The 18019-nt window shown below is 63.0% G+C and carries 21 protein-coding genes and 1 pseudogene; 14 read left to right on the plus strand and 8 right to left on the minus strand.

Going from position 1 to position 18019, the window contains the following annotated elements; all coding sequences use genetic code 11:
- The first annotated feature begins 385 nt into the window (after positions 1-385).
- From RAC97_RS13080 to RAC97_RS13095, 4 genes are read left to right on the plus strand one after another with little or no spacing between them, the layout of a single operon-like run.
- Positions 386-1285: a TauD/TfdA dioxygenase family protein gene (locus tag RAC97_RS13080; RefSeq protein ID WP_375099000.1), complete on the plus strand. Its 900-nt coding sequence runs from the start codon at positions 386-388 to the stop codon at positions 1283-1285.
- Positions 1286-1304: 19 nt separating this feature from the next.
- On the plus strand, positions 1305-2324 hold the full coding sequence (locus RAC97_RS13085) for an ABC transporter substrate-binding protein (RefSeq protein WP_375098999.1): 1020 nt from the start codon (positions 1305-1307) through the stop codon (positions 2322-2324).
- A gap of 6 nt (positions 2325-2330) precedes the next feature.
- The gene (locus RAC97_RS13090) at positions 2331-3194 is read left to right on the plus strand and encodes an ABC transporter ATP-binding protein (protein WP_375098998.1); all 864 of its coding nucleotides are present in this window, start codon (positions 2331-2333) and stop codon (positions 3192-3194) included.
- 13 nt (positions 3195-3207) lie between these two features.
- Complete coding sequence (locus RAC97_RS13095) at positions 3208-4071, plus strand: ABC transporter permease (protein WP_375098997.1); 864 nt, start codon at positions 3208-3210, stop codon at positions 4069-4071.
- A 118-nt stretch (positions 4072-4189) separates the two neighbouring features.
- On the opposite strand, the gene RAC97_RS13100 is transcribed toward RAC97_RS13095, so the two are convergent.
- Positions 4190-4747 carry a WYL domain-containing protein gene (locus tag RAC97_RS13100; protein WP_375098996.1) on the minus strand — a complete coding sequence of 186 codons (558 nt, stop codon included), beginning with the start codon at positions 4745-4747 and terminating at the stop codon, positions 4190-4192.
- Between the two features lie 206 nt (positions 4748-4953).
- On the opposite strand from RAC97_RS13100, the gene RAC97_RS13105 reads away from it, so the two are divergent.
- The 6 genes from RAC97_RS13105 to RAC97_RS13130 all read left to right on the plus strand — a co-directional run bounded on the left by RAC97_RS13105 (position 4954) and on the right by RAC97_RS13130 (position 11230).
- On the plus strand, positions 4954-5763 hold the full coding sequence (locus tag RAC97_RS13105) for a tetratricopeptide repeat protein (protein WP_375098995.1): 810 nt from the start codon (positions 4954-4956) through the stop codon (positions 5761-5763).
- Positions 5764-6212: 449 nt separating this feature from the next.
- The gene (locus tag RAC97_RS13110; RefSeq protein ID WP_375098994.1) at positions 6213-6650 is read left to right on the plus strand and encodes a MarR family winged helix-turn-helix transcriptional regulator; all 438 of its coding nucleotides are present in this window, start codon (positions 6213-6215) and stop codon (positions 6648-6650) included.
- Positions 6647-8734 carry an FUSC family protein gene (locus RAC97_RS13115; RefSeq protein ID WP_375098993.1) on the plus strand — a complete coding sequence of 696 codons (2088 nt, stop codon included), beginning with the start codon at positions 6647-6649 and terminating at the stop codon, positions 8732-8734. Before RAC97_RS13110 ends, RAC97_RS13115 begins: the two co-directional genes overlap by 4 nt.
- Positions 8731-8943, plus strand: a complete 213-nt coding sequence (locus RAC97_RS13120; RefSeq protein WP_375098992.1) for a DUF1656 domain-containing protein — start codon at positions 8731-8733, stop codon at positions 8941-8943. The genes RAC97_RS13115 and RAC97_RS13120 overlap by 4 nt, the downstream gene beginning before the upstream one ends.
- Positions 8940-9815, plus strand: coding sequence for an efflux RND transporter periplasmic adaptor subunit (locus tag RAC97_RS13125; protein ID WP_375098991.1), 876 nt, complete (start codon positions 8940-8942; stop codon positions 9813-9815). Before RAC97_RS13120 ends, RAC97_RS13125 begins: the two co-directional genes overlap by 4 nt.
- Positions 9812-11230: an efflux transporter outer membrane subunit gene (locus RAC97_RS13130; RefSeq protein WP_377748130.1), complete on the plus strand. Its 1419-nt coding sequence runs from the start codon at positions 9812-9814 to the stop codon at positions 11228-11230. The genes RAC97_RS13125 and RAC97_RS13130 overlap by 4 nt, the downstream gene beginning before the upstream one ends.
- Before the next feature lie 382 nt (positions 11231-11612).
- Here RAC97_RS13130 and RAC97_RS13135 read toward each other — a convergent pair whose 3' ends face one another.
- Positions 11613-11948: a hypothetical protein gene (locus RAC97_RS13135; protein WP_375099014.1), complete on the minus strand. Its 336-nt coding sequence runs from the start codon at positions 11946-11948 to the stop codon at positions 11613-11615.
- A 261-nt stretch (positions 11949-12209) separates the two neighbouring features.
- Positions 12210-12452: pseudogene (locus tag RAC97_RS13140) on the minus strand (RHS repeat-associated core domain-containing protein); the annotation flags it as partial.
- 562 nt (positions 12453-13014) lie between these two features.
- Here RAC97_RS13140 and RAC97_RS13145 point away from each other — a divergent pair.
- On the plus strand, positions 13015-13278 hold the full coding sequence (locus RAC97_RS13145; protein ID WP_375098989.1) for a hypothetical protein: 264 nt from the start codon (positions 13015-13017) through the stop codon (positions 13276-13278).
- Complete coding sequence (locus RAC97_RS13150; RefSeq protein WP_375098988.1) at positions 13275-13529, plus strand: DUF3077 domain-containing protein; 255 nt, start codon at positions 13275-13277, stop codon at positions 13527-13529. Before RAC97_RS13145 ends, RAC97_RS13150 begins: the two co-directional genes overlap by 4 nt.
- 39 nt (positions 13530-13568) lie before the next feature.
- Here RAC97_RS13150 and RAC97_RS13155 read toward each other — a convergent pair whose 3' ends face one another.
- Complete coding sequence (locus RAC97_RS13155; RefSeq protein ID WP_375098987.1) at positions 13569-13868, minus strand: HigA family addiction module antitoxin; 300 nt, start codon at positions 13866-13868, stop codon at positions 13569-13571.
- A gap of 363 nt (positions 13869-14231) precedes the next feature.
- On the opposite strand from RAC97_RS13155, the gene RAC97_RS13160 reads away from it, so the two are divergent.
- Together RAC97_RS13160 and RAC97_RS13165 are read left to right on the plus strand one after the other, a co-directional pair.
- The gene (locus RAC97_RS13160) at positions 14232-14516 is read left to right on the plus strand and encodes a type II toxin-antitoxin system Phd/YefM family antitoxin (RefSeq protein ID WP_375098986.1); all 285 of its coding nucleotides are present in this window, start codon (positions 14232-14234) and stop codon (positions 14514-14516) included.
- The gene (locus RAC97_RS13165; RefSeq protein ID WP_375098985.1) at positions 14482-14790 is read left to right on the plus strand and encodes a Txe/YoeB family addiction module toxin; all 309 of its coding nucleotides are present in this window, start codon (positions 14482-14484) and stop codon (positions 14788-14790) included. Before RAC97_RS13160 ends, RAC97_RS13165 begins: the two co-directional genes overlap by 35 nt.
- 43 nt (positions 14791-14833) lie before the next feature.
- On the opposite strand, the gene RAC97_RS13170 is transcribed toward RAC97_RS13165, so the two are convergent.
- From RAC97_RS13170 to RAC97_RS13185, 4 genes are read right to left on the minus strand one after another with little or no spacing between them, the layout of a single operon-like run.
- Positions 14834-15577 (minus strand): penicillin-binding protein activator LpoB, encoded by a 744-nt coding sequence (locus RAC97_RS13170; RefSeq protein WP_375098984.1) that lies wholly within the window; start codon positions 15575-15577, stop codon positions 14834-14836.
- A gap of 3 nt (positions 15578-15580) precedes the next feature.
- Positions 15581-16168 (minus strand): penicillin-binding protein activator LpoB, encoded by a 588-nt coding sequence (gene lpoB / locus RAC97_RS13175; RefSeq protein ID WP_375098983.1) that lies wholly within the window; start codon positions 16166-16168, stop codon positions 15581-15583.
- A 23-nt stretch (positions 16169-16191) separates the two neighbouring features.
- Entirely contained in the window at positions 16192-16563 is a 372-nt protein-coding gene (locus RAC97_RS13180) for a YcfL family protein (protein WP_375098982.1), read from the minus strand.
- Positions 16564-16580: 17 nt separating this feature from the next.
- A complete protein-coding gene (locus tag RAC97_RS13185; protein WP_375098981.1) occupies positions 16581-17975 on the minus strand; it encodes a COG3014 family protein in 1395 nt (464 codons plus the stop codon).
- Positions 17976-18019 lie beyond the last annotated feature (44 nt).

Below are 18019 nucleotides of genomic sequence, written 5' to 3' on the forward strand. Positions count from 1 at the left end.
TATTTCGGCGGCTAACGGCAGAAGTTGAATGCACAAGGGTCTTAGGCAGGATTTTGACGCTGGCGTTGCAAACGGGTCGGGGCGCGGGACCTGGTGTCCTCTTATGCCGATTCCGCTTATAGGATAATGCTTACGAATGATATCCATATTACGGTATAGCGTAAGCATCCCAGGGCTGCTGATCGTCGGAATCCGTACACAGCTCATTACATATGCTTATGCAATAAACGTATTTAAAAATATTTTTTTATTCTTTTATATTCATCCCACTGCGTACCTGCCGACCAATCGGCGCGCCGCACGACTCGAACCCACACGGGAGAACCCCGTGCGTTTCTGAATCGATGCGCGCCCTTGAACGTCGCGCTCTGCGTGGGAGTGAACCATGTCCGCCGCCTCTAACGCCTTGTCGTCAATCGACAGCGCCCAGCCGCAAGCCTTCGAAATCCGCCCCTTCCGCGACGCCGTCGGCGCCGAGTTGACCGGCCTCGACCTGAGCCTGCCGGTCAATGCCGAGGATTTTCGCAAGATCCACCGTGCCCATCTCGATCATCACGTGCTGGTCTTTCGCAACCAGCGCATCACCCCCGAACAACAGATCGCCTTCAGCCGCCGCTTTGGTGAGTTGCAGATCCATGTGCTCAAGCAGTTCCTGCTTGAAGGTCACCCCGAGATCCTGATCGTTTCGAACATCATCGAGGATGGCCGCAATGTCGGCCTGGGCGACGCCGGCAAGTTCTGGCATTCCGACCTTTCCTACAAGGAATTGCCGAGCCTCGGCTCGATGCTGCACGCCCAGGAACTGCCCAGCGAAGGCGGCGACACCCTGTTCGCCGACATGCACAAGGCCTGGGACGCCGTGCCGCCGGCCTTGCGCAAGGTGGTCGAGGGCCGCAGCGCTGCGCATTCGTACACCGCGCGCTACGCCGAGACCAAGTTCGAAGGCAATTGGCGCCCCACGCTGACCGCCGAGCAGCTGGCGCAGGTCAACGAAGTCATCCACCCCGTGGTGCGCACCCACCCGGAGAACGGCCGCAAGGCACTGTTCGTCAGCGAGGGTTTCACCACCCGCATCGTTGGCCTGCCCGACGACGAAAGCCGTGACGTGCTGCAACAGCTGTATGCCTTGAGCGTGCTGGAACAGAACATCTATCGGCACCAGTGGCAGCCCCACGACCTGGTGTTCTGGGACAACCGCTCGCTGATTCACCTGGCGGCCGGCTGCCCCGCCCACCTGCGGCGCAAACTCTACCGAACCACCATCCAGGGCGATGCCCCGTTCTGACGACTGAGGACACTTCATCATGCGCAAATCCATCAGCCGCCTGGCGGCAAGCATTGGCCTGGGCGCCAGCCTGGTCGTCGGCAGTCTTGCTGCGCCCACGGTGGCCCAGGCCGAAGGGCAGATCCGCATCGCCGAGCAGTTCGGCATCGTCTACCTGTTGCTCAACGTGGTACGTGACCAGCAGCTGATCGAAAAGCACGGCAAGCAGCAGGGCCTGGACATCAAGGTGGACTGGGCGCAGTTGTCCGGCGGCGCGGCGGTCAACGATGCGCTGCTGTCCGGTTCGGTGGATATCGCCGGTGCCGGTGTCGGCCCGCTGCTCACGGTGTGGGACCGCACCAAAGGCCGGCAGAACGTGAAGGCCGTGGCTTCGCTGGGCAACTTTCCGTACTACCTGGTCAGCAGCAACCCCCAGGTGAAAACCATCGCCGACATCGGCGAGAAAGACCGCATCGCCGTACCGGCCGTGGGCGTTTCGGTGCAGTCGCGCTTCCTGCAATACGCTGCCGCCAAGCAATGGGGCGACAAGGAATTCGACCGCCTCGACAAATACACCCTGGCCGTACCGCATCCGGATGCCACCGCCGCGCTGCTGGCCGGCGGCACCGAGCTGAACGGGCACTTCTCCAACCCGCCGTTCCAAGACCAGGCCCTGGCCAACAAGAACGTGCACGTGGTGCTCGACAGCTACGACTTGCTCGGCCCCAACTCACCGACCCTGCTGTTCGCCACCGAGAAATTCCGCCAGGACAACCCCAAGACCTACAAGGCTTTCATCGATGCGCTGGCCGAAGCCGCCGACTTCGCCCAGAAGGACAAGGGCGCTGCCGCCGACACCTACATCCGCGTGACCAAGGCCAAGATCGACCGCGAGGCGTTGCTACGCATCATCGACAACCCGAAGTACGAATTCACCGTCACGCCGAAGAACACCTACCCGCTGGCCGAGTTTCTCTACCGGGTGGGCGCGATCAAGAACAAGCCCGAGTCGTGGAAGGACTACTTCTTCCAGGACGAACGCCCGCTGCAAGGGAGCTGATTAGCCATGACCGCCCCATTGCCAGGCCACACGGCCAGCAACCTGAGCCGTGTCGATACGCCGCCGCTGTTGCAGGTGGACAACCTCAGCCTCGAATACCGCACCGCCCAGCGCGTGGTGCGGGCCACCCACCAGGTCAGCTTCGAGGTCGATCGCGCCGACCGCTTCGTGCTGCTCGGCCCCTCTGGGTGCGGCAAGTCCACCTTGCTCAAGGCCGTGGCCGGGTTCATCGAGCCCAGGGAAGGGCAGATCCTGTTGCAGGGCCAGCCGGTCAAGGGCCCCGGCCCTGACCGCATCGTGGTGTTCCAGGAGTTCGACCAACTGCCGCCGTGGAAGACGGTGAAGCAGAACGTGATGTTCCCGCTGCTGGTGTCGGGCCAGCTCAAGCGTGCCGAGGCCGAGGAGCGGGCCTTGCACTACCTGGAGAAGGTCGGCCTGGCCGCCTTTGCCGACGCCTACCCGCACACCTTGTCGGGCGGCATGAAGGCGCGCGTGGCGATTGCCCGGGCGCTGGCCACCCAGCCGAAGATCCTGTTGATGGACGAGCCCTTCGCCGCGCTGGATGCCCTGACTCGCCGCAAGATGCAGGAGGAATTGCTGCTGCTGTGGGAGGAGGTGCGCTTCACCCTGTTGTTCGTCACCCACTCCATCGAGGAAGCACTGGTGGTGGGCAACCGTATCCTGCTGCTGTCGCCGCACCCAGGCCGGGTGCGCGCAGAAGTGCACAGCCACCAGTACGACCTGGGCAGCCTGGGCGGTACCGACTTCCAGGCCAGCGCGCGGCGTATCCATCGGCTGCTGTTCGACGAGGCCGGTGAGCCGGAGCCGGCCGCAGACCTCGGTTTCAACGACATTCGCATCGCCTACTGACAGGAGCCGACCCATGACGACTACACCTGCACGCCAGGAATACGAAGTGCAGCTTGCGCCCCTGCCAGGCCTTTCGGTAGAGCGCGAACTGCCGCTGGCCCAGCGCTTGTGGCAGCAGGGCTGGCTGCGCAAGGCGCTGATCCTGGTGCTACTGGCCGTCACCTGGGAAGTGGCGGCCCGCTATACCGACAACGACCTGCTGTTGCCGAGCTTCCTGCAAACCGCCACGGCGCTGTGGGACGGGATGCTCAGCGGCGAGCTGCCGGCCAAGGTGGCGGTGTCGCTGGTGGTGCTGCTCAAGGGCTACGTGCTGGGCATCGTGCTGGCCTTCGCGCTCACCAGCCTGGCGGTGTCCACCCAGGTGGGCCGCGACCTGCTCGGTACGCTGACATCGATGTTCAACCCGCTGCCGGCCATCGCCTTGCTGCCGCTGGCCTTGCTGTGGTTCGGGCTGGGCGACAACAGCCTGATCTTCGTGCTCGTGCACTCGGTGCTGTGGGCGTTGGCGCTGAACACCTATGCGGGGTTTCTCGGGGTTTCCGAAACCCTGCGCATGGCCGGGCGCAACTATGGGCTGCGAGGGTTGCGGCTGGTGGCGCATGTGCTGGTGCCGGCGGCGCTGCCGTCGATTCTGTCGGGGCTGAAGATCGGCTGGGCCTTCGCCTGGCGCACCTTGATCGCTGCAGAGCTGGTGTTCGGCGCCAGCAGCGGCAAGGGTGGGTTGGGCTGGTACATCTTCCAGAACCGCAACGAGCTGTACACCGACAAGGTGTTCGCTGGGTTGGCGGTGGTGATTTTGATTGGCCTGCTGGTGGAGGGGCTGGTGTTCAATACCCTGGAGCGGGTGACCGTGCGGCGCTGGGGGATGCAGCGCTGAGCTGGGGTTTTGCGCTGCTGCCTTCGCGGGTAAACCCGCTCCCACAGGTACTGCACCGCTCTCAGGCTCGGCGCAATCCCTGTGGGAGCGGGTTTACCCGCGAAGGCAGCAGCCGATCTCAGCCCTGATACCGAGCCGCCGCACTGCTCAATATCCGCCCAATCTCCTCGCGCAAGCACTGCGGCTGCTCCACCACCACCCCATCCCCTTGCCCCAGCACCCACCAGCGCAGCGACCCGCAGTCGCTGACCGTGGCTCGCAGCCGGTGCCCGTGCTCCAGCGCGGTCAGCTGCATGTCCGGGGTCAGCGGCGCTTCGCGCAACTGGCGCGCCAGGGCATCACTGACCCACGCTTGCAACTCGATTCCTTCATCCTCGCGCGGTAGGAGCGAGTCGCTGCGCAAGTAGCCGTGCAAATCGAAATTTCCACGCAAGTCGCCCACGGCATTGGTCGACCAGTGCCAGCCGAACGGGATGCTCTTGTCGTTGCGCTCAAGCGGGAAGATCAGCGACAGCTCGTTGAGGTCGCGCTCGACCGTGCGCTTGCTGACGTGGAAACCGACATCGCGCAGCCGCCACACCAGCTCGGCACTGGTGGTGCCGGGCGAACGGCTGGGCAGTTGACGCAACAGCGCCCATTGACGGCTGAGGGTGGCGCGGGTGGTGGCGAAGGGCAAAAGGTAACGTCCTTGTCTAGGCTTGCCGGCATAGCATGGCGGCAGTAAGGCTGCATGGCAAATGGCCATGTTTCGCTCCGACCAAGGAAGATAACAATGGTTGCCGTGGATCGAATCGTTCGCGACAGGTTTTGTCGTGCCATCGCGCAGAATCACGCCTCATCACAGTCGAGGTCGACGCTGTGGATCGTTCAATGAGGATGAACATGTCTGCTGCCAGCAATATCCATTCGCTGCTCGCTCGGCTGTTGCCCGAGCGCATTGCGCCTGCCGCGGCCAACCCTGGGCAACGCCGGGTGTTCACCGGGGTTGGCATGCCCAGCCAGCGCGCGTTGCTGGGCGAGCGCTTCAGCCTGGCCGAGCGCCTGGACGAGGCGGTCGACTTGCAGGCCATCTATGCCGAGCTGCGGCGCCAGGCATTGGAAGGCAGCGCAGCGGCGCTCAACGACCTGGGCTGGGTATGGCTGAACGGCAAGTACTGGCGCTCAGACGTCACCCGGGCCGGGCACCTGTTGCGCATGGCGGCGATGCAGGGCAATGCCGCGGCTTGGTTCAACCTGGGGCAGCAGCATTACTTCGGCAAGGGCGTAGTGGTGTCCTACGCCAATGCTGCCGAGTGTTATCGGCATGCCTTCGAGTGCGGCATGGCCCATGCCGCGGCGGCGCTGGGCGACCTCTACGAAGAAGAAGTGTGCGATGGCGACCAGCTCTGGCAAGTGGACCTGGTCGAGGCCTATGGCTGGTTTCTGCGCGGCGCCGAGGCCTGCGAGGCGCGCTGCCGCTTCGAGGTGGGCTACCGACTGCTGCATGGGGTCAATGTCGAGGCCGAGACCAAGGCGGCGCTGTACTGGCTGGAGCTGGCGGCGGGGGCGGGGGTGATGCAGGCGGCGGAAGAGCTGGCGGTGCATTTCAGTCGGCGGGATGCGGCGCGCTACTTGGCTTGGCGTGACCAGGCGATTGCAATGGGCAGCACCTTGGCGTTGACCATGAAGCTGGAAGATCAGATTCAGCCCTGAGCCGCCTGTTCTGGCCTTTTCGCGGGTAAACCCGCTCCCACAGGGTGCGCGCCGAGCCTGAGAACGGTGCACTACCTGTGGGAGCGGGTTCACCCGCGAACACGGGCGCAGCCCGTGCCATGCGACACAAATCTCCCACAGGGCGCGCGCCGAGCCTGAGAACGGTGCACTACCTGTGGGAGCGGGTTCACCCGCGAACATGGGCGCAGCCCGTGCCATACGACACAAATCTCCCACAGGGCGCGCGCCGAGCCTGAGAACGGTGCACTACCTGTGGGAGCGGGTTCACCCGCGAACACGGGCGTAGCCCGTGCCATACGACATAAATCTCAATGCCCCCCCACATGAACAACCTTTCATCTAACCCAAACTCCCTCGGGTTGACGCTGGGGGTAGGGCTAGGCGTATATTGATAGTTAGCAAACTATGAATATGCCCGATACCCACTCATGAATCTCGACGCACTGCACCTGAAAATCAGCAGCGGCATGGTCGTTGCCGCTCGCCACTGGCGGCGCATCTGCCATGCGGCCCTGACCGGCTATGGCGTTTCCGAAGCCTGCGCGGTGCCGCTGCTGATGATCGTGCGCCTGGGCGATGGCGTGCACCAAGTGGCGGTGGCTCACGCCTCCGGGCTGGAAAGCCCGTCGCTGGTGCGCCTGCTTGACCAGTTGTGCAAGGCCGGCCTGGTGCAACGCAGCGAAGACCCCCTCGACCGCCGCGCCAAGGCCCTGAGCCTGACCCCGGCGGGTCGCACGCTGGCGGAGTCCATCGAAGGCGAGTTGGTACGCCTGCGCCGCGACGTGCTGCGTGGCATCGACCAGGCCGACCTGGAAGCCACCCTGCGGGTGATTCGCGCCTTCGAAGAAGCGGGCGAATCGGCATGAGCGGGTTCTTTTCCTCGGTGCCCCCGGCGCGCGACTGGTTCTACGGCGTGCGCACTTTCGCCGCCTCGATGATCGCCCTGTACATCGCCTTGCTGATGCAACTGCCGCGCCCTTACTGGGCCATGGCCACGGTGTACATTGTCTCCAGCCCGTTCGTCGGGCCGACCAGCTCCAAAGCGCTGTACCGCGCCCTGGGCACCTTGCTCGGCGCAGGCGGGGCAATATTGCTGGTGCCGCCGCTGGTGCAGTCACCGCTGCTGCTGAGCGTGGCCATCGCGCTGTGGACCGGCACCTTGCTGTTCCTCTCGCTGAACCTGCGCACGGCCAACAACTACGTGCTGATGCTGGCCGGCTACACCTTGCCGATGATCGCCCTGGCGGTGGTCGACAACCCGCTGGCAGTGTTCGACGTGGCGTCGTCCCGTGCCCAGGAGATCTGCCTGGGCATCGTCTGCGCGGCGGTGGTGGGGGCGATCTTCTGGCCGCGCCGGCTGGCGCCCGTGGTGGTCGGCGCAACCGGCAGCTGGTTCGCCGAGGCGATCCGCTACAGCGCCACGTATCTGGCCCGCGAGGCTTCCAGCGACAAGGTCGGCGGCCTGCGCGGCTCGATGGTCGCCACCTTCAACAGCCTCGAATTGATGATCGGCCAACTCGGCCACGAAGGCGCCGGCCCGCACACCTTGAAGAACGCCCGCGAGCTGCGCGGGCGGATGATCCACCTGCTGCCGGTGATCGATGCACTGGACGATGCCCTGGTGGCCCTCGAAAGCCGCGCGCCTGCACAGTTCGCGGTGGTCCAGCCGCTGCTGGCGCAGGCTGGAAGCTGGCTTGCGAACACCGCCGAAGACGCCTCGCAAGCCCATTGGAGCGCCCTGCGCGAACGCATCGAGCAACTGCAACCCAGCGCCGAAGCCCTCGACCAACGCCCGCAACTGCTGCTGTCCAATGCCCTCTACCGCCTCAGCGAATGGGTCGACCTGTGGCAGGATTGCTGCACCCTGCAACATGCCCTGCGCCTGGACGATGCCACGCCCTGGCGTGCGGTCTACCGCCACTGGCGCCTGGGCCGCCTGACGCCGTTCTTCGACCGTGGCCTGATGCTCTACTCGGTATTCTCCACCGTCACCGCGATCATCGTCGCCTGCGGCCTATGGATTGGCCTGGGCTGGAACGACGGCGCCAGTGCGGTGATCCTCGCCGCTGTTGCGTGCAGCTTCTTCGCCGCCATGGACGACCCGGCGCCGCAGATCTACCGGTTCTTCTTCTGGACGCTGCTGTCGGTGATCTTCTCCAGCGTCTACCTGTTCCTGGTACTGCCGAACCTGCACGACTTCCCCATGCTGGTGCTGGCCTTCGCCGTACCGTTCATCTGCGTCGGCACCCTCACGGTGCAGCCGCGCTTCTACCTCGGCACCTTGCTGACCATCGTCAACACCTCCACCTTCATCAGCATCCAGGGTGCCTACGACGCCGACTTCTTCACCTTCATCAACGCCAACCTGGCCGGGCCCGTGGGGCTGCTGTTCGCCTTCATCTGGACCCTGCTGCTGCGCCCGTTCGGGGTGGAGCTGGCGGCCAAGCGCATGACCCGCTTCGCCTGGCGCGACATCGTCGAAATGACTGCCCCGGCCACCCTCGCCGAGCAGCGCCAGGTAGGTGTGCAAATGCTCGACCGCCTGATGCAGCACCTGCCGCGCCTGTCACAAACCGGGCAGGACAGCGGCGTTGCCCTGCGTGACCTGCGCGTGGGCCTGAACCTGCTTGACCTGTTGGCCTACCTGCCGCGTGTTGGCCAACAGCCGCGCGAGCGCCTGCGCACGGTGATAGAGGAAGTGGGCGAGCACTACGCCGCTTGCCTGCGTGCTGGCGAGCGTCTGCACGCCCCGGCGGCGCTGCTGCGCAACATGGAACGCGCCCGTCAGGCCCTGGCGCTGGGTGAGGCGAGCGAGCGCGGCGACGCCCGCGTGCACCTGCTGCATGCCCTGAGCGGCCTGCGCCTGGCGCTGCTGCCGGGTGTGGAAGTGATGCTTGAGCCCGCCGAACAACCACAACTGCCTGCGGGCATCGATGGAGCACCGCTGTGATCGGTGAACTGGATATCAGCGGAGTATTCCTGCCCACCCTGCTGGTGATGATGGTCTGTACCTATGTGCTGTTCCTGGGCGTGCACGCCGTGCTGGTGCGCCTGCATTTCTACCGCCTGGTCTGGCACCGGGCGTTGTTCAACGTTGCCCTCTACGCCGTGCTGCTTGGCGGCGTAGACCACTTTTGCCGAAGCCTGATGCTGCCATGAAAAAGCCGTTGTTGACCTTGGGCCAGGTGGCCCTGACCTTGCTGGTCGTGACCTTCGCCGCCGTACTGGTGTGGCAGATGGTCGTGTACTACCTGTTCGCCCCCTGGACCCGCGATGGCCACATTCGCGCCGACGTGATCCAGATCGCCCCGGATGTCTCGGGCCTGATCGAAAAGGTTGAAGTTCGCGACAACCAGCCGATCAAGCGCGGTGACGTGCTGTTCACCATCGACCAGGCGCGTTTCAGCCTGGCCCTGCGCCACGCCCAGGCGACTCTCGCCGAGCGCGAGGAAACCCTGGCCCAGGCCAGCCGCGAAGCGCAGCGCAACCGCAAGCTGGGCAACCTGGTGGCCGCCGAGCAGCTCGAAGAGAGCCAGTCCCGCCAGGCCCGCGCCCGCTCGGCGGTGAGCGAGGCGCAGGTGGCAGTGGATACCGCCCAGCTCAACCTTGACCGCTCGGTGGTGCGCAGCCCGGTGGACGGCTACCTCAATGACCGCGCCCCGCGTGCCCACGAGTTCGTCAGCGCGGGCCGGCCGGTGCTGTCGGTGGTCGACAGTGCGTCGTACCACGTCGATGGCTATTTCGAGGAAACCAAGCTCGGCGGCATTCATGTTGGCGATGCCGTGGACATCCGCGTGATGGGCGATGACACCCGCCTGCTTGGCCATGTGCAGAGCCTTTCGGCAGGCATCGAGGACCGCGACCGGGTCAGCGGCGCCAACCTGCTGCCCAACGTCAATCCCGCGTTCAGCTGGGTGCGTTTGGCCCAGCGGATTCCGGTGCGTATCGCTTTCGATGAGGTGCCGGAGGACTTCCGCATGATCGCCGGGCGCACTGCCACGGTATCGATCATTGAGGGCCAGCAGCCATGAAACACCTGATGTTGCTGGGGCTGGCGTTGTCGTTGGGGGCCTGCGCGATGGTCGGGCCGGATTATGAAGTGCCGAAGGACGGCGCGATTCAGCGCAGCGATCTCAACGGCCCGTTGCGCCAGGATGCCGATAGCGTGGTATCGGCGCCGGTGCCTGACGACTGGTGGCAGCTGTACCAAGACCCGCGCCTGAACGAACTCGTACGCCAGGCCCTGGCCGCCAACACCGAACTGCGTGTGGCCGCCGCCAACATCGCCAAGGCCCGCGCCCAGGTGGAGGTGGCCGATGCCCAGGGCGGTTTCAGCGGCGGTGCCAAGGTAGCAGCACAGCGCTTGCAGGAGTCCGGCGAGGCCTTCCTGCTGCCGGAAAAAGTGCCGGTGGCCAATATTGGCGAGGCGATTCTCAGCGCCTCGTACCAGTTCGACCTGTGGGGCACCTTCAAGCGCGGCACCGAGGCCGCCCAGGCCAACGCCGACGCGGTGCAGGCCGCCGCCGACACCGCCCGCATCACCCTGGTGGCGGATGTGGTCAAGGCTTATACCCAGGTGTGCTCGGCCAACGAGGAATACCACATCGCCCACGCGTCGCTGGATTTGCAGCAGCAGAGCGTGCAACTCACCCAGCGCCTGCGTGATGCAGGCCGTGGCGACGACACCCAAGTGACCCGCTCGCAGACCCAGTTCAAATCCCTGCGTGCCGAGCTGCCACGCTTCAAGGCCGAGCGCGAGGCGGGCCTGTATACCCTGGCCGCGCTGCTCGCCACCCCTGTGGAAAAGCTGCCCACCGGCACCGCCGAATGCGCCGAGCTGCCGCATTTGGCGCAGCTGATTCCGGTCGGCGACGGCGCCGCGTTACTCAAGCGCCGCCCCGACGTGCGCCAGGCCGAGCGCCAACTGGCTGCGGCCACCGCCAACATCGGCGTGGCCACGGGTGCGCTGTACCCGAACATCAGCTTCGGCGCCCAGGTGGGCACTATCGGTATCCTCGATAACCTTGGTGAGCCCGCTACCAACCGTTGGGGCTTCGGCCCGTTGGTGAGCTGGACCATTCCCACCAATGGCACCCGCGCGCGCATCCGCATGGCCGAGGCGTCGAGCCAGGCGGCGTTGGCGCATTTCGATGGGGTGGTGCTGAACGCCATTCGCGAAACCCAGACCCGCTTGGCGCAGTACAGCGCGTTGCTGGATCGGCGTGATGCGCTGGCGGAGGCGGAGCGCTCGGCGAAAGAGTCGGCTGAGCAAACGCATTTGCGGTATCAGGTAGGGCGTGAGTCGTTCCTGGCAGATTTGCAGGCGACCCGCACCTACACCGATGTGCGGGCGCAGTTGGCGGCGGCCAATAGCCAGGTGGCGATGGGGCAGGTGGGGGTGTTCTTGGCGTTGGGTGGGGGCTGGAAGGCTATAGAGGGCCAGTGAATTGGCAAAGGTTCTCTAAAAGCCTTTCCTGCATCTCTAACGGTTACAGAGATTGTCGGGTATTTCTGATTCTATTATTGGTGTCGATTACCTGTCTCTGCCCTTGCGTGTTGGTGCTCTCAGGTTGTGGAGGCAGGGGCATAAGATTTTCGCGCTCCGCACGGCGAGTACTTGTCATGTGCTGGAGGTCTGTAGCTTCTTGAGTGAGTTGCAAACTCATACGTGAGAACTCCCGCTGACGGTGAAAATCTGCTCTCACTTCAAACGGAAAACCCTCACGTTCGAGACGTGGCGATGGGGCAGACGGTGGTGTTTTTTGGCGTTGGGTGGGATGGAAGCAGGCGACGCCGCAGCTGCATCACCTGTGCCTGAAAACTACCGATTAAACGGGGAGTTGCAGCCTCACCTCTTTGTTTAACAAACCTACGATGTCGTGTTCGGAGCGTTGGAAGACCGAGCCCCAAGTCTTGTCTACCTGCGCTTGCCTGGCATTGGGTAGCCCACCCCAGTTGAGCACATTGGGCGCTTGGCTCTTGGCAAAACCAAAGGCATATTCGGCGGCTGTAATTAAGCCGCGGTCTTCCAGTTCGACACCTACTGTGAAATATTTTAAGCCGGTTATGGAGGCGTCACTTGGTGTTTGTGGTGGATGGAAGGTACGCCATGCTTCCCTTTCTGCGCTGTTCAGCATGATCTCTACTGTTTTTGACGCCTTCATGCTATTGCCATTGCCCCCGACGATACTCCCAGGGCCTATCGGTGCCGCGGTTTCTGGCATCAAGCGTACCCTTTTCGGTGAACTGCTCAATACCGTCGATGTGCTCGTAGTAGGGGTGGGGCTCACAGGGCGCGCAGGATTCTGAAGCCCAGCCATTTTATGGAGGCCAGGGTAAATTCTTCCTGTCCCTACGCTGTACATATGCCCGCTAGGATCCGTTCGATTTATGGGATCTCCGGCGCAGTAAGCGTAAGCGTTGATTCCGCCATGCTCGAAGGGGCTGAGACTATCAGCCGAATGGAAGCGCATGAGGGTTGTACTGTATAAACGATAGCTACCCAGTAAGTAATGGTGCGTTGCGGGGTCTTGATACTCGCCGTTGAACGCAAGCAAAGCATGCTCTCTGATGGCCGCGTGGTTGTAACCATAGGGCGTGTAGGTTGGGCTTTTTTGTTCTGGCTTATGTACCTTTAATACGGAGTTTTTTTCGTCAGCGGCAAGCAATGACGTTTGATTTTTTTCCTGAATGCTGAGCGTTCTCTGCGAGTGGGGTTTGGCCGACTCTCAACAGGGCGCGTTGTTCTTTTTCAGTGATTGAATGAGTCATCAAGCTACTTTGATAGAATAGTCGAGTGGTGGTCATGGGTGTTGCCTCTCTTCTTATGAAGTCGACAATATGTTTTCCATGACGCGTTAGCTCAACTGGCAAAAGTAATAGGTAGGTCATGGGGTTGCGGGGGTGCTCACTTCCAGTAAGGCAATTCTGAACTTTAAAGCTATCGGTTCAGGTGTCGCTTGTTTGGGAAGTATCCTACGCATTTTGCGGAAGCTTCTGTGTTGTCGGGGAAATGCCTCACGGATAACGTCCCCAGGTCGCCTTTCCAGGCGATCGGGCGTGAGACACCCGGCTTGCAGGATCACCGCTTCAATGGCGGTCGTGTGCGGGCAGGCTTCGGCCTGGCCGGGTTCCTGTATGCCCCGGGTCTCACCCCGTGCACGACTGCCACCCAATTCCGTGAGACGACGAGGACGGCAGTTTCCATACTTGCGCATACAGGGCCTTCTTATGAAAAAGCTCGTCCCCGATCCCCCACGCGTCGTCTATTCCTACTTTTCCGTCCAATCTGACCTTCTCCCCCCCGATGCCCTGGCCCACACCAGCGAACTGCTGCGCGGCCTGATCGAAACCCTCGAAGAACACCGCCGCCTGCACGTCGGTGAGCCCGGCCAGAACATGCTCGCCAACGTCACCCACGCCGCCGACATGGCCTGCGCCCTGGTCGAGCACACGCTGGCGAAGCTCAACATCGAGCGGGAGGTATCGGCATGAGCGACGATGACCTCAAAGCCTGCACCACGGCAGGCACGGAAACCTTCCTGGAGCTGTTCCGCGTACAGCCCGGCATCCCTCTGGACCGCACGCTGGATGAAATCTCCATGCTGCTGGGCTGCATCCGCCACCTCACCACCGAGGCCGAGATGGAGGGCGACCTGCAAGCGGGCAGCGCAGCGCGGGTGCTCAGCGCCATGGCCAAGGCGCTGATCAATGACTTGGAGATAGGGATGAATCGTCAGCGCTGAACCGGTGGCGCAAAGGCGCCTGGGTTTGCCGGACTTCGCTCAGGCAACCAGGCGCTGCACGGTTCCGGCGATTTCTTCACCATGCTCCAGCTCGGCCTTGCGCAGTTCATAGGCCGTTTGCAGGTTCAGCCAGAACTCTGCGGTAGTGCCCAAACAGGCAGCAAGGCGCAGCGCCATGTCGGCAGAAACCCCGCCGCGCTCGAGCAGGATATTGTTCACCGTAGGGGTAGAAACGCCGAGCGCTCGGGCCAAGGCCGCAGCGCTGAAGCCCATTTCGCGCTGGAAGTCCTCGCGCAGAATTTCGCCAGGGTGTACGGGACGCATGCCGTTCTTGAACATGATGTACCTCAGTGATAATCAACAATCTCAACGTTTTCCGGGCCTTCGTCGGTCCATGTGACGCACCCCGCAAGATCTTACCTGCTGTTGAAATGATCATTGCGACGTGCGATCTGACTCGCGTCGATCACGGAAATTGCCTACAGCCAACTGGGTAGGTCGCAACCTTCATCTCAAGGAAAGCGAGCATTAAGCTTTCAGCCCTCACGATTCCCGACTATAGGTTCTTTGAAGTTTGTACTTAGGTTTGTACAATGTTGCGTTGTCGCCTACCACCGCTACGACAAAGCCTGTCACTCTTGAAGCCAAGCTTCGGGGTCGTGAAAACCTCATCTGGGCAAAGCCTGGAAAGGATTCGAAAGTATGCACGTACTGACTTTTAGCCAGGCTCGCGCCGACCTGAAGCAGACTATGGATGATGTATGTCGGGACCATGAGCCCGCCATCATCACACGCCAGCGTGGCGAGCCTGTGGTCATGATCTCCCTGGAGGACTACAACGGCATGCAAGAGACGATGTATCTGCTGGGAACATCGGCCAACGCCAAGCGCTTGCGTTCCTCCATCGATCAGCTTCGGTCAGGTAAGGCTGTTACCCATGAGCTGACCCTCGATGAACATGAAGTCAAAGCAACGCAACAAGACTGAAGCCAGAAGCGCCGTCAGCATTGCGTGTACCGCCGAGGGCTGGGAGGACTATAGCCATTGGAAGGATGCGGATGCTGACGTCTTCAGCGCGATCAATGCACTTATCAAAGAGTGCCTGCGCACTCCGTTCAAAGGCACGGGAAAGCCTGAACCACTCAAGGGCGACTTGTCTGGTTTCTGGTCGCGCCGCATCACCCGTGAGCACCGTCTGGTGTACCTATTCGAAGCTGGGCAACTTACCGTTCTGCAATGTCGCTTCCACTACGACGACTGACTCCCTGAAAAACAAACGCCCGGTATCACCGGGCGTTCGCATTTCAGCGCAGAATCTTCGCCGGCTCATCCGGCGGCAAGTTGCTTTGCCCCTGCGCTCGCCCAGGTTGCCCTGGCACCACACCGCCCAGCTGCTCGGCCAACTGCTGCGCCACATCCACGCCCAGCGCCTTGGACACCTCACGCACTACCCGTGGGCGGTTGAGGGTTACTCGCGCATCCTGGCTCTTCACCAGCTTGGTGTCCTGCGCCTCGCCAATGGCGGTGAACGCCGAGGTGATCTCGTAGGTGCGGGTGTTGATCAGGCTGAAGTCGGCCACCAAGGTCAGGCCCAGCACCGCCGAGTAGGCGTTGGTGTGGTCCAGGGCGTTGATGTCCTGCTGGAAGTCGATGTCCGACACGGTGCCGAACAGCACGTAGTCGGCACCTTTGAATGCGCCGCTCTTGATGCGGCGGATCACGTCGTAGACATCACCCTTCGAGTCGGCGGTGTGGGCCGAACCCTGCACCAGCTGGAACATCCCGCCCTTGAGGATCTCGCCCTTGATGTCGCCACCGAACTTGCGCAGCTCGCCCTGCTCAATGTAGCTGCTGAGGCTCTCGAACTCGTTGTAGCTCGCCTGGCCGCTGGCGCTGTAGGCGCTGACCTGGTGGCTGGCCTGGGCGCTGACGATGCGAATGTATTCCTGCACCCGCTCCTGGTAGGCCAGGTCGGTCACCGCCACCTTGGGCGCGGCCTGCACGCTGAACGCGCATACCAGGCCCATCACTGCCATCCATGCTCGCATTGGTTAGCGCTCCGTGGTCTTGCGGATTTCTTTTTCGTCCATCCATTCGGCCAGGCCGCTTTCCACGTCAACCAGTTGCAGGCTGAACTTGTAGAACACGTCCTTGTAGTCGCTGCTGCGCTTGACGATGGAGCTGATGGAGCCTTCCAGGCGGTACTGCGCGGCGATCATGTTGCCGGTCTTGGCCACGGTGTCTTTCTTGTAAAGGCCGCTCTGGTTCTGCGACTTCAGCTGGTCGACCTGGCTTTGCATGTCGGTGTTGTCGCTGGCGAAACGCGCTACGCCACTTTTCATCAGCTGGGTCTTGATCGACGTGGTGATCTCGCGGGTGTCGATGTATTCGCTGGTCTTGTTCTTCACGTCGTACACCTGCACCACCGGGCGGCCATGCAGCACGCCGGACTGGGCCAGGGAGCGGGTCATGCTCTCGGCAATCATCTGCAGGTCGGTGGAGCCGAATTCGTTGGTCACCAGTTCCACGGCCTTGGCGTCGCCGTAGCTGATGTTCTTGCCGCCGAGCACGGGTGACGGGGTGCTGCAGCCGCTGACCAGGGCGATGGCGACGGCGGCGAGGGAAATGCGTGCAAACATGGGAGAAGCTCCGAAAACAGAGGTCAGCGGGTGTGGACTTCGAGGCGGAAGTCGGTGGCCTTGGGGGTCGGCGCGATCGCAGGCAGGGTGCTGGCTTGCTTGCCATACAGCGGTAGGGTTTTCCAGCTTTCTTCTTCGGCCACCGGGAAACCGTCGTTGCCCAGCCAGGCGAAGCGGTAGAACAGGGTCTGGTTGCTGCGGCTGGTGTTGTTCAGCGCCACCTTGACGGTGAGAAAGCCGTTTTCGCGGGCCACACGCATCTGGCCGACTTCGATGTCGTCCAACTGGCCCATGGTCGCCACCTTGCTGGCGGCGCTGCCGGGAGCCGGTGGGGGCGGGGTGGCGCAGCCGGCCAGCAAGGCGGCGGTGATAAGGGCGAGGCAGGTGTTACGCATGGTCGGGTCCTGAGCAGTTACTTGAGGGCGATGGCCTGGGTTTGGGGTGGTAGCGGGGCAGGCAGCTGAATGGCTGCCCCGCCGGCGAACACCTGGTTGCCGACCACGCGCAGGCTGACGACCTGGTAGGGGCGGTCGATCTTCACTTTCACCTGGGTGCCGCCCAGGCTCGACGGCAGGCTCAGGCGGTGTTCGCCCTGTGCCAGGCGCACGCGGGCCACTTGGGTTTCATCCGGCAGGGTGCGCCAGGTGCGGGTGTCGGCACCTTCGACCACGGCCGAGGCGATGCCCATGACCAGGCCTGCCATGGGGTTCACTTCGTTCATTTTCTTCTGCGCCACGCCACGGGTGATGGCACGCACGCTGGTACGCAGGATGATGCCCGGCATATCGTCGCGCAGCGCGCGGCGCGACATCGCGCTGGTGCTGTTGAGCGGGGTCAGGGCCAGGGCCTTGTCGTTGAGCTGCAGTTCGCGCAAATGCGCGGTGGATGTGTCGTCCTTCATGACCGGGAACGACAGCGGGGTGATTACCAGGTTGCCGTCGATGGGCAGCGGCAGGGGAATGCGTACCGAGTCGCGAGCCGGGGCCAGGCCGCTTTGCACCACGATCAGCACGTCGCTTTCGCTGGGGGTGGCGGCGTTCTTGTCCAGGTCCAGCAGGGCTTGCTCCAGCAGCGGGGTGTTCGGGCGCAGTTCGGCGGCCTTGCGATAGCCCGGTGCGGCAAGGCCTTTCTCGCCCAGGGCCTCGTAGACGAAGCCGGACAGGTAGTGGCTGAAGGCGCTTTGGTAGCTGTTCTTGAGGTTGACCACCTCAGGGGCGTCGAGGCTGGCCACCGGGTAGCCCTTCAAGTCCTTGAGCTCGGTCTGAACGCCTTGTTTCTCAGCGTCTTCCTCGCGCTTGAGGTATTCCCTGTCGCGCAGTTCGGCGATTACCGCTTCGCGCTCGTGGGTCTTCCTGATTTCGGTGCGGGCGCCGTCGAAGTCGTTGTTGGCCAGCAGGTTCAGGGCCATCTGGGTGGTCAGCATGACTTTTTCGTAGTCGTAGCCCTCGTAGCGGCGGACCTTGTCGTTGACCAGGTAGCTGCCGAACTGGCTCAGGTACTTGTCGGTATCGAGCTTGACCGCCTCTTCCCACTGGAACACCACGCCATCGGCGGCGCGCCAGGCGTCCTGGCTACCTGTGAGGTCGCCCTTGGAGCGCAGCAGCTCGCCTTTCTCGAAGTAGTAGAGCAGGTCTTTGTCTTCGCCCTTGTTGTTGCTCTCCAGCAGGGTCAGGGCGGCGTCGACATTACCGGCGGCCAGCTGCTGGTTGGTTTGCTGCAACTCGCTGTCGTAGCTACGGAACGCGGCGCAGCCGGTGAGTTGCAAGGTGGCGAGCAGGGCTGCCAAGGGGAGGGCGCGGGTGACCATTGGTGGGTTCTTCCCTGAGTGGATGGCGCTAAAAGGCAGGGATT

Origin of the sequence: Pseudomonas sp. LS_2 (assembly GCF_042709235.1) — a bacterium.
Classification (GTDB): domain Bacteria; phylum Pseudomonadota; class Gammaproteobacteria; order Pseudomonadales; family Pseudomonadaceae; genus Aquipseudomonas.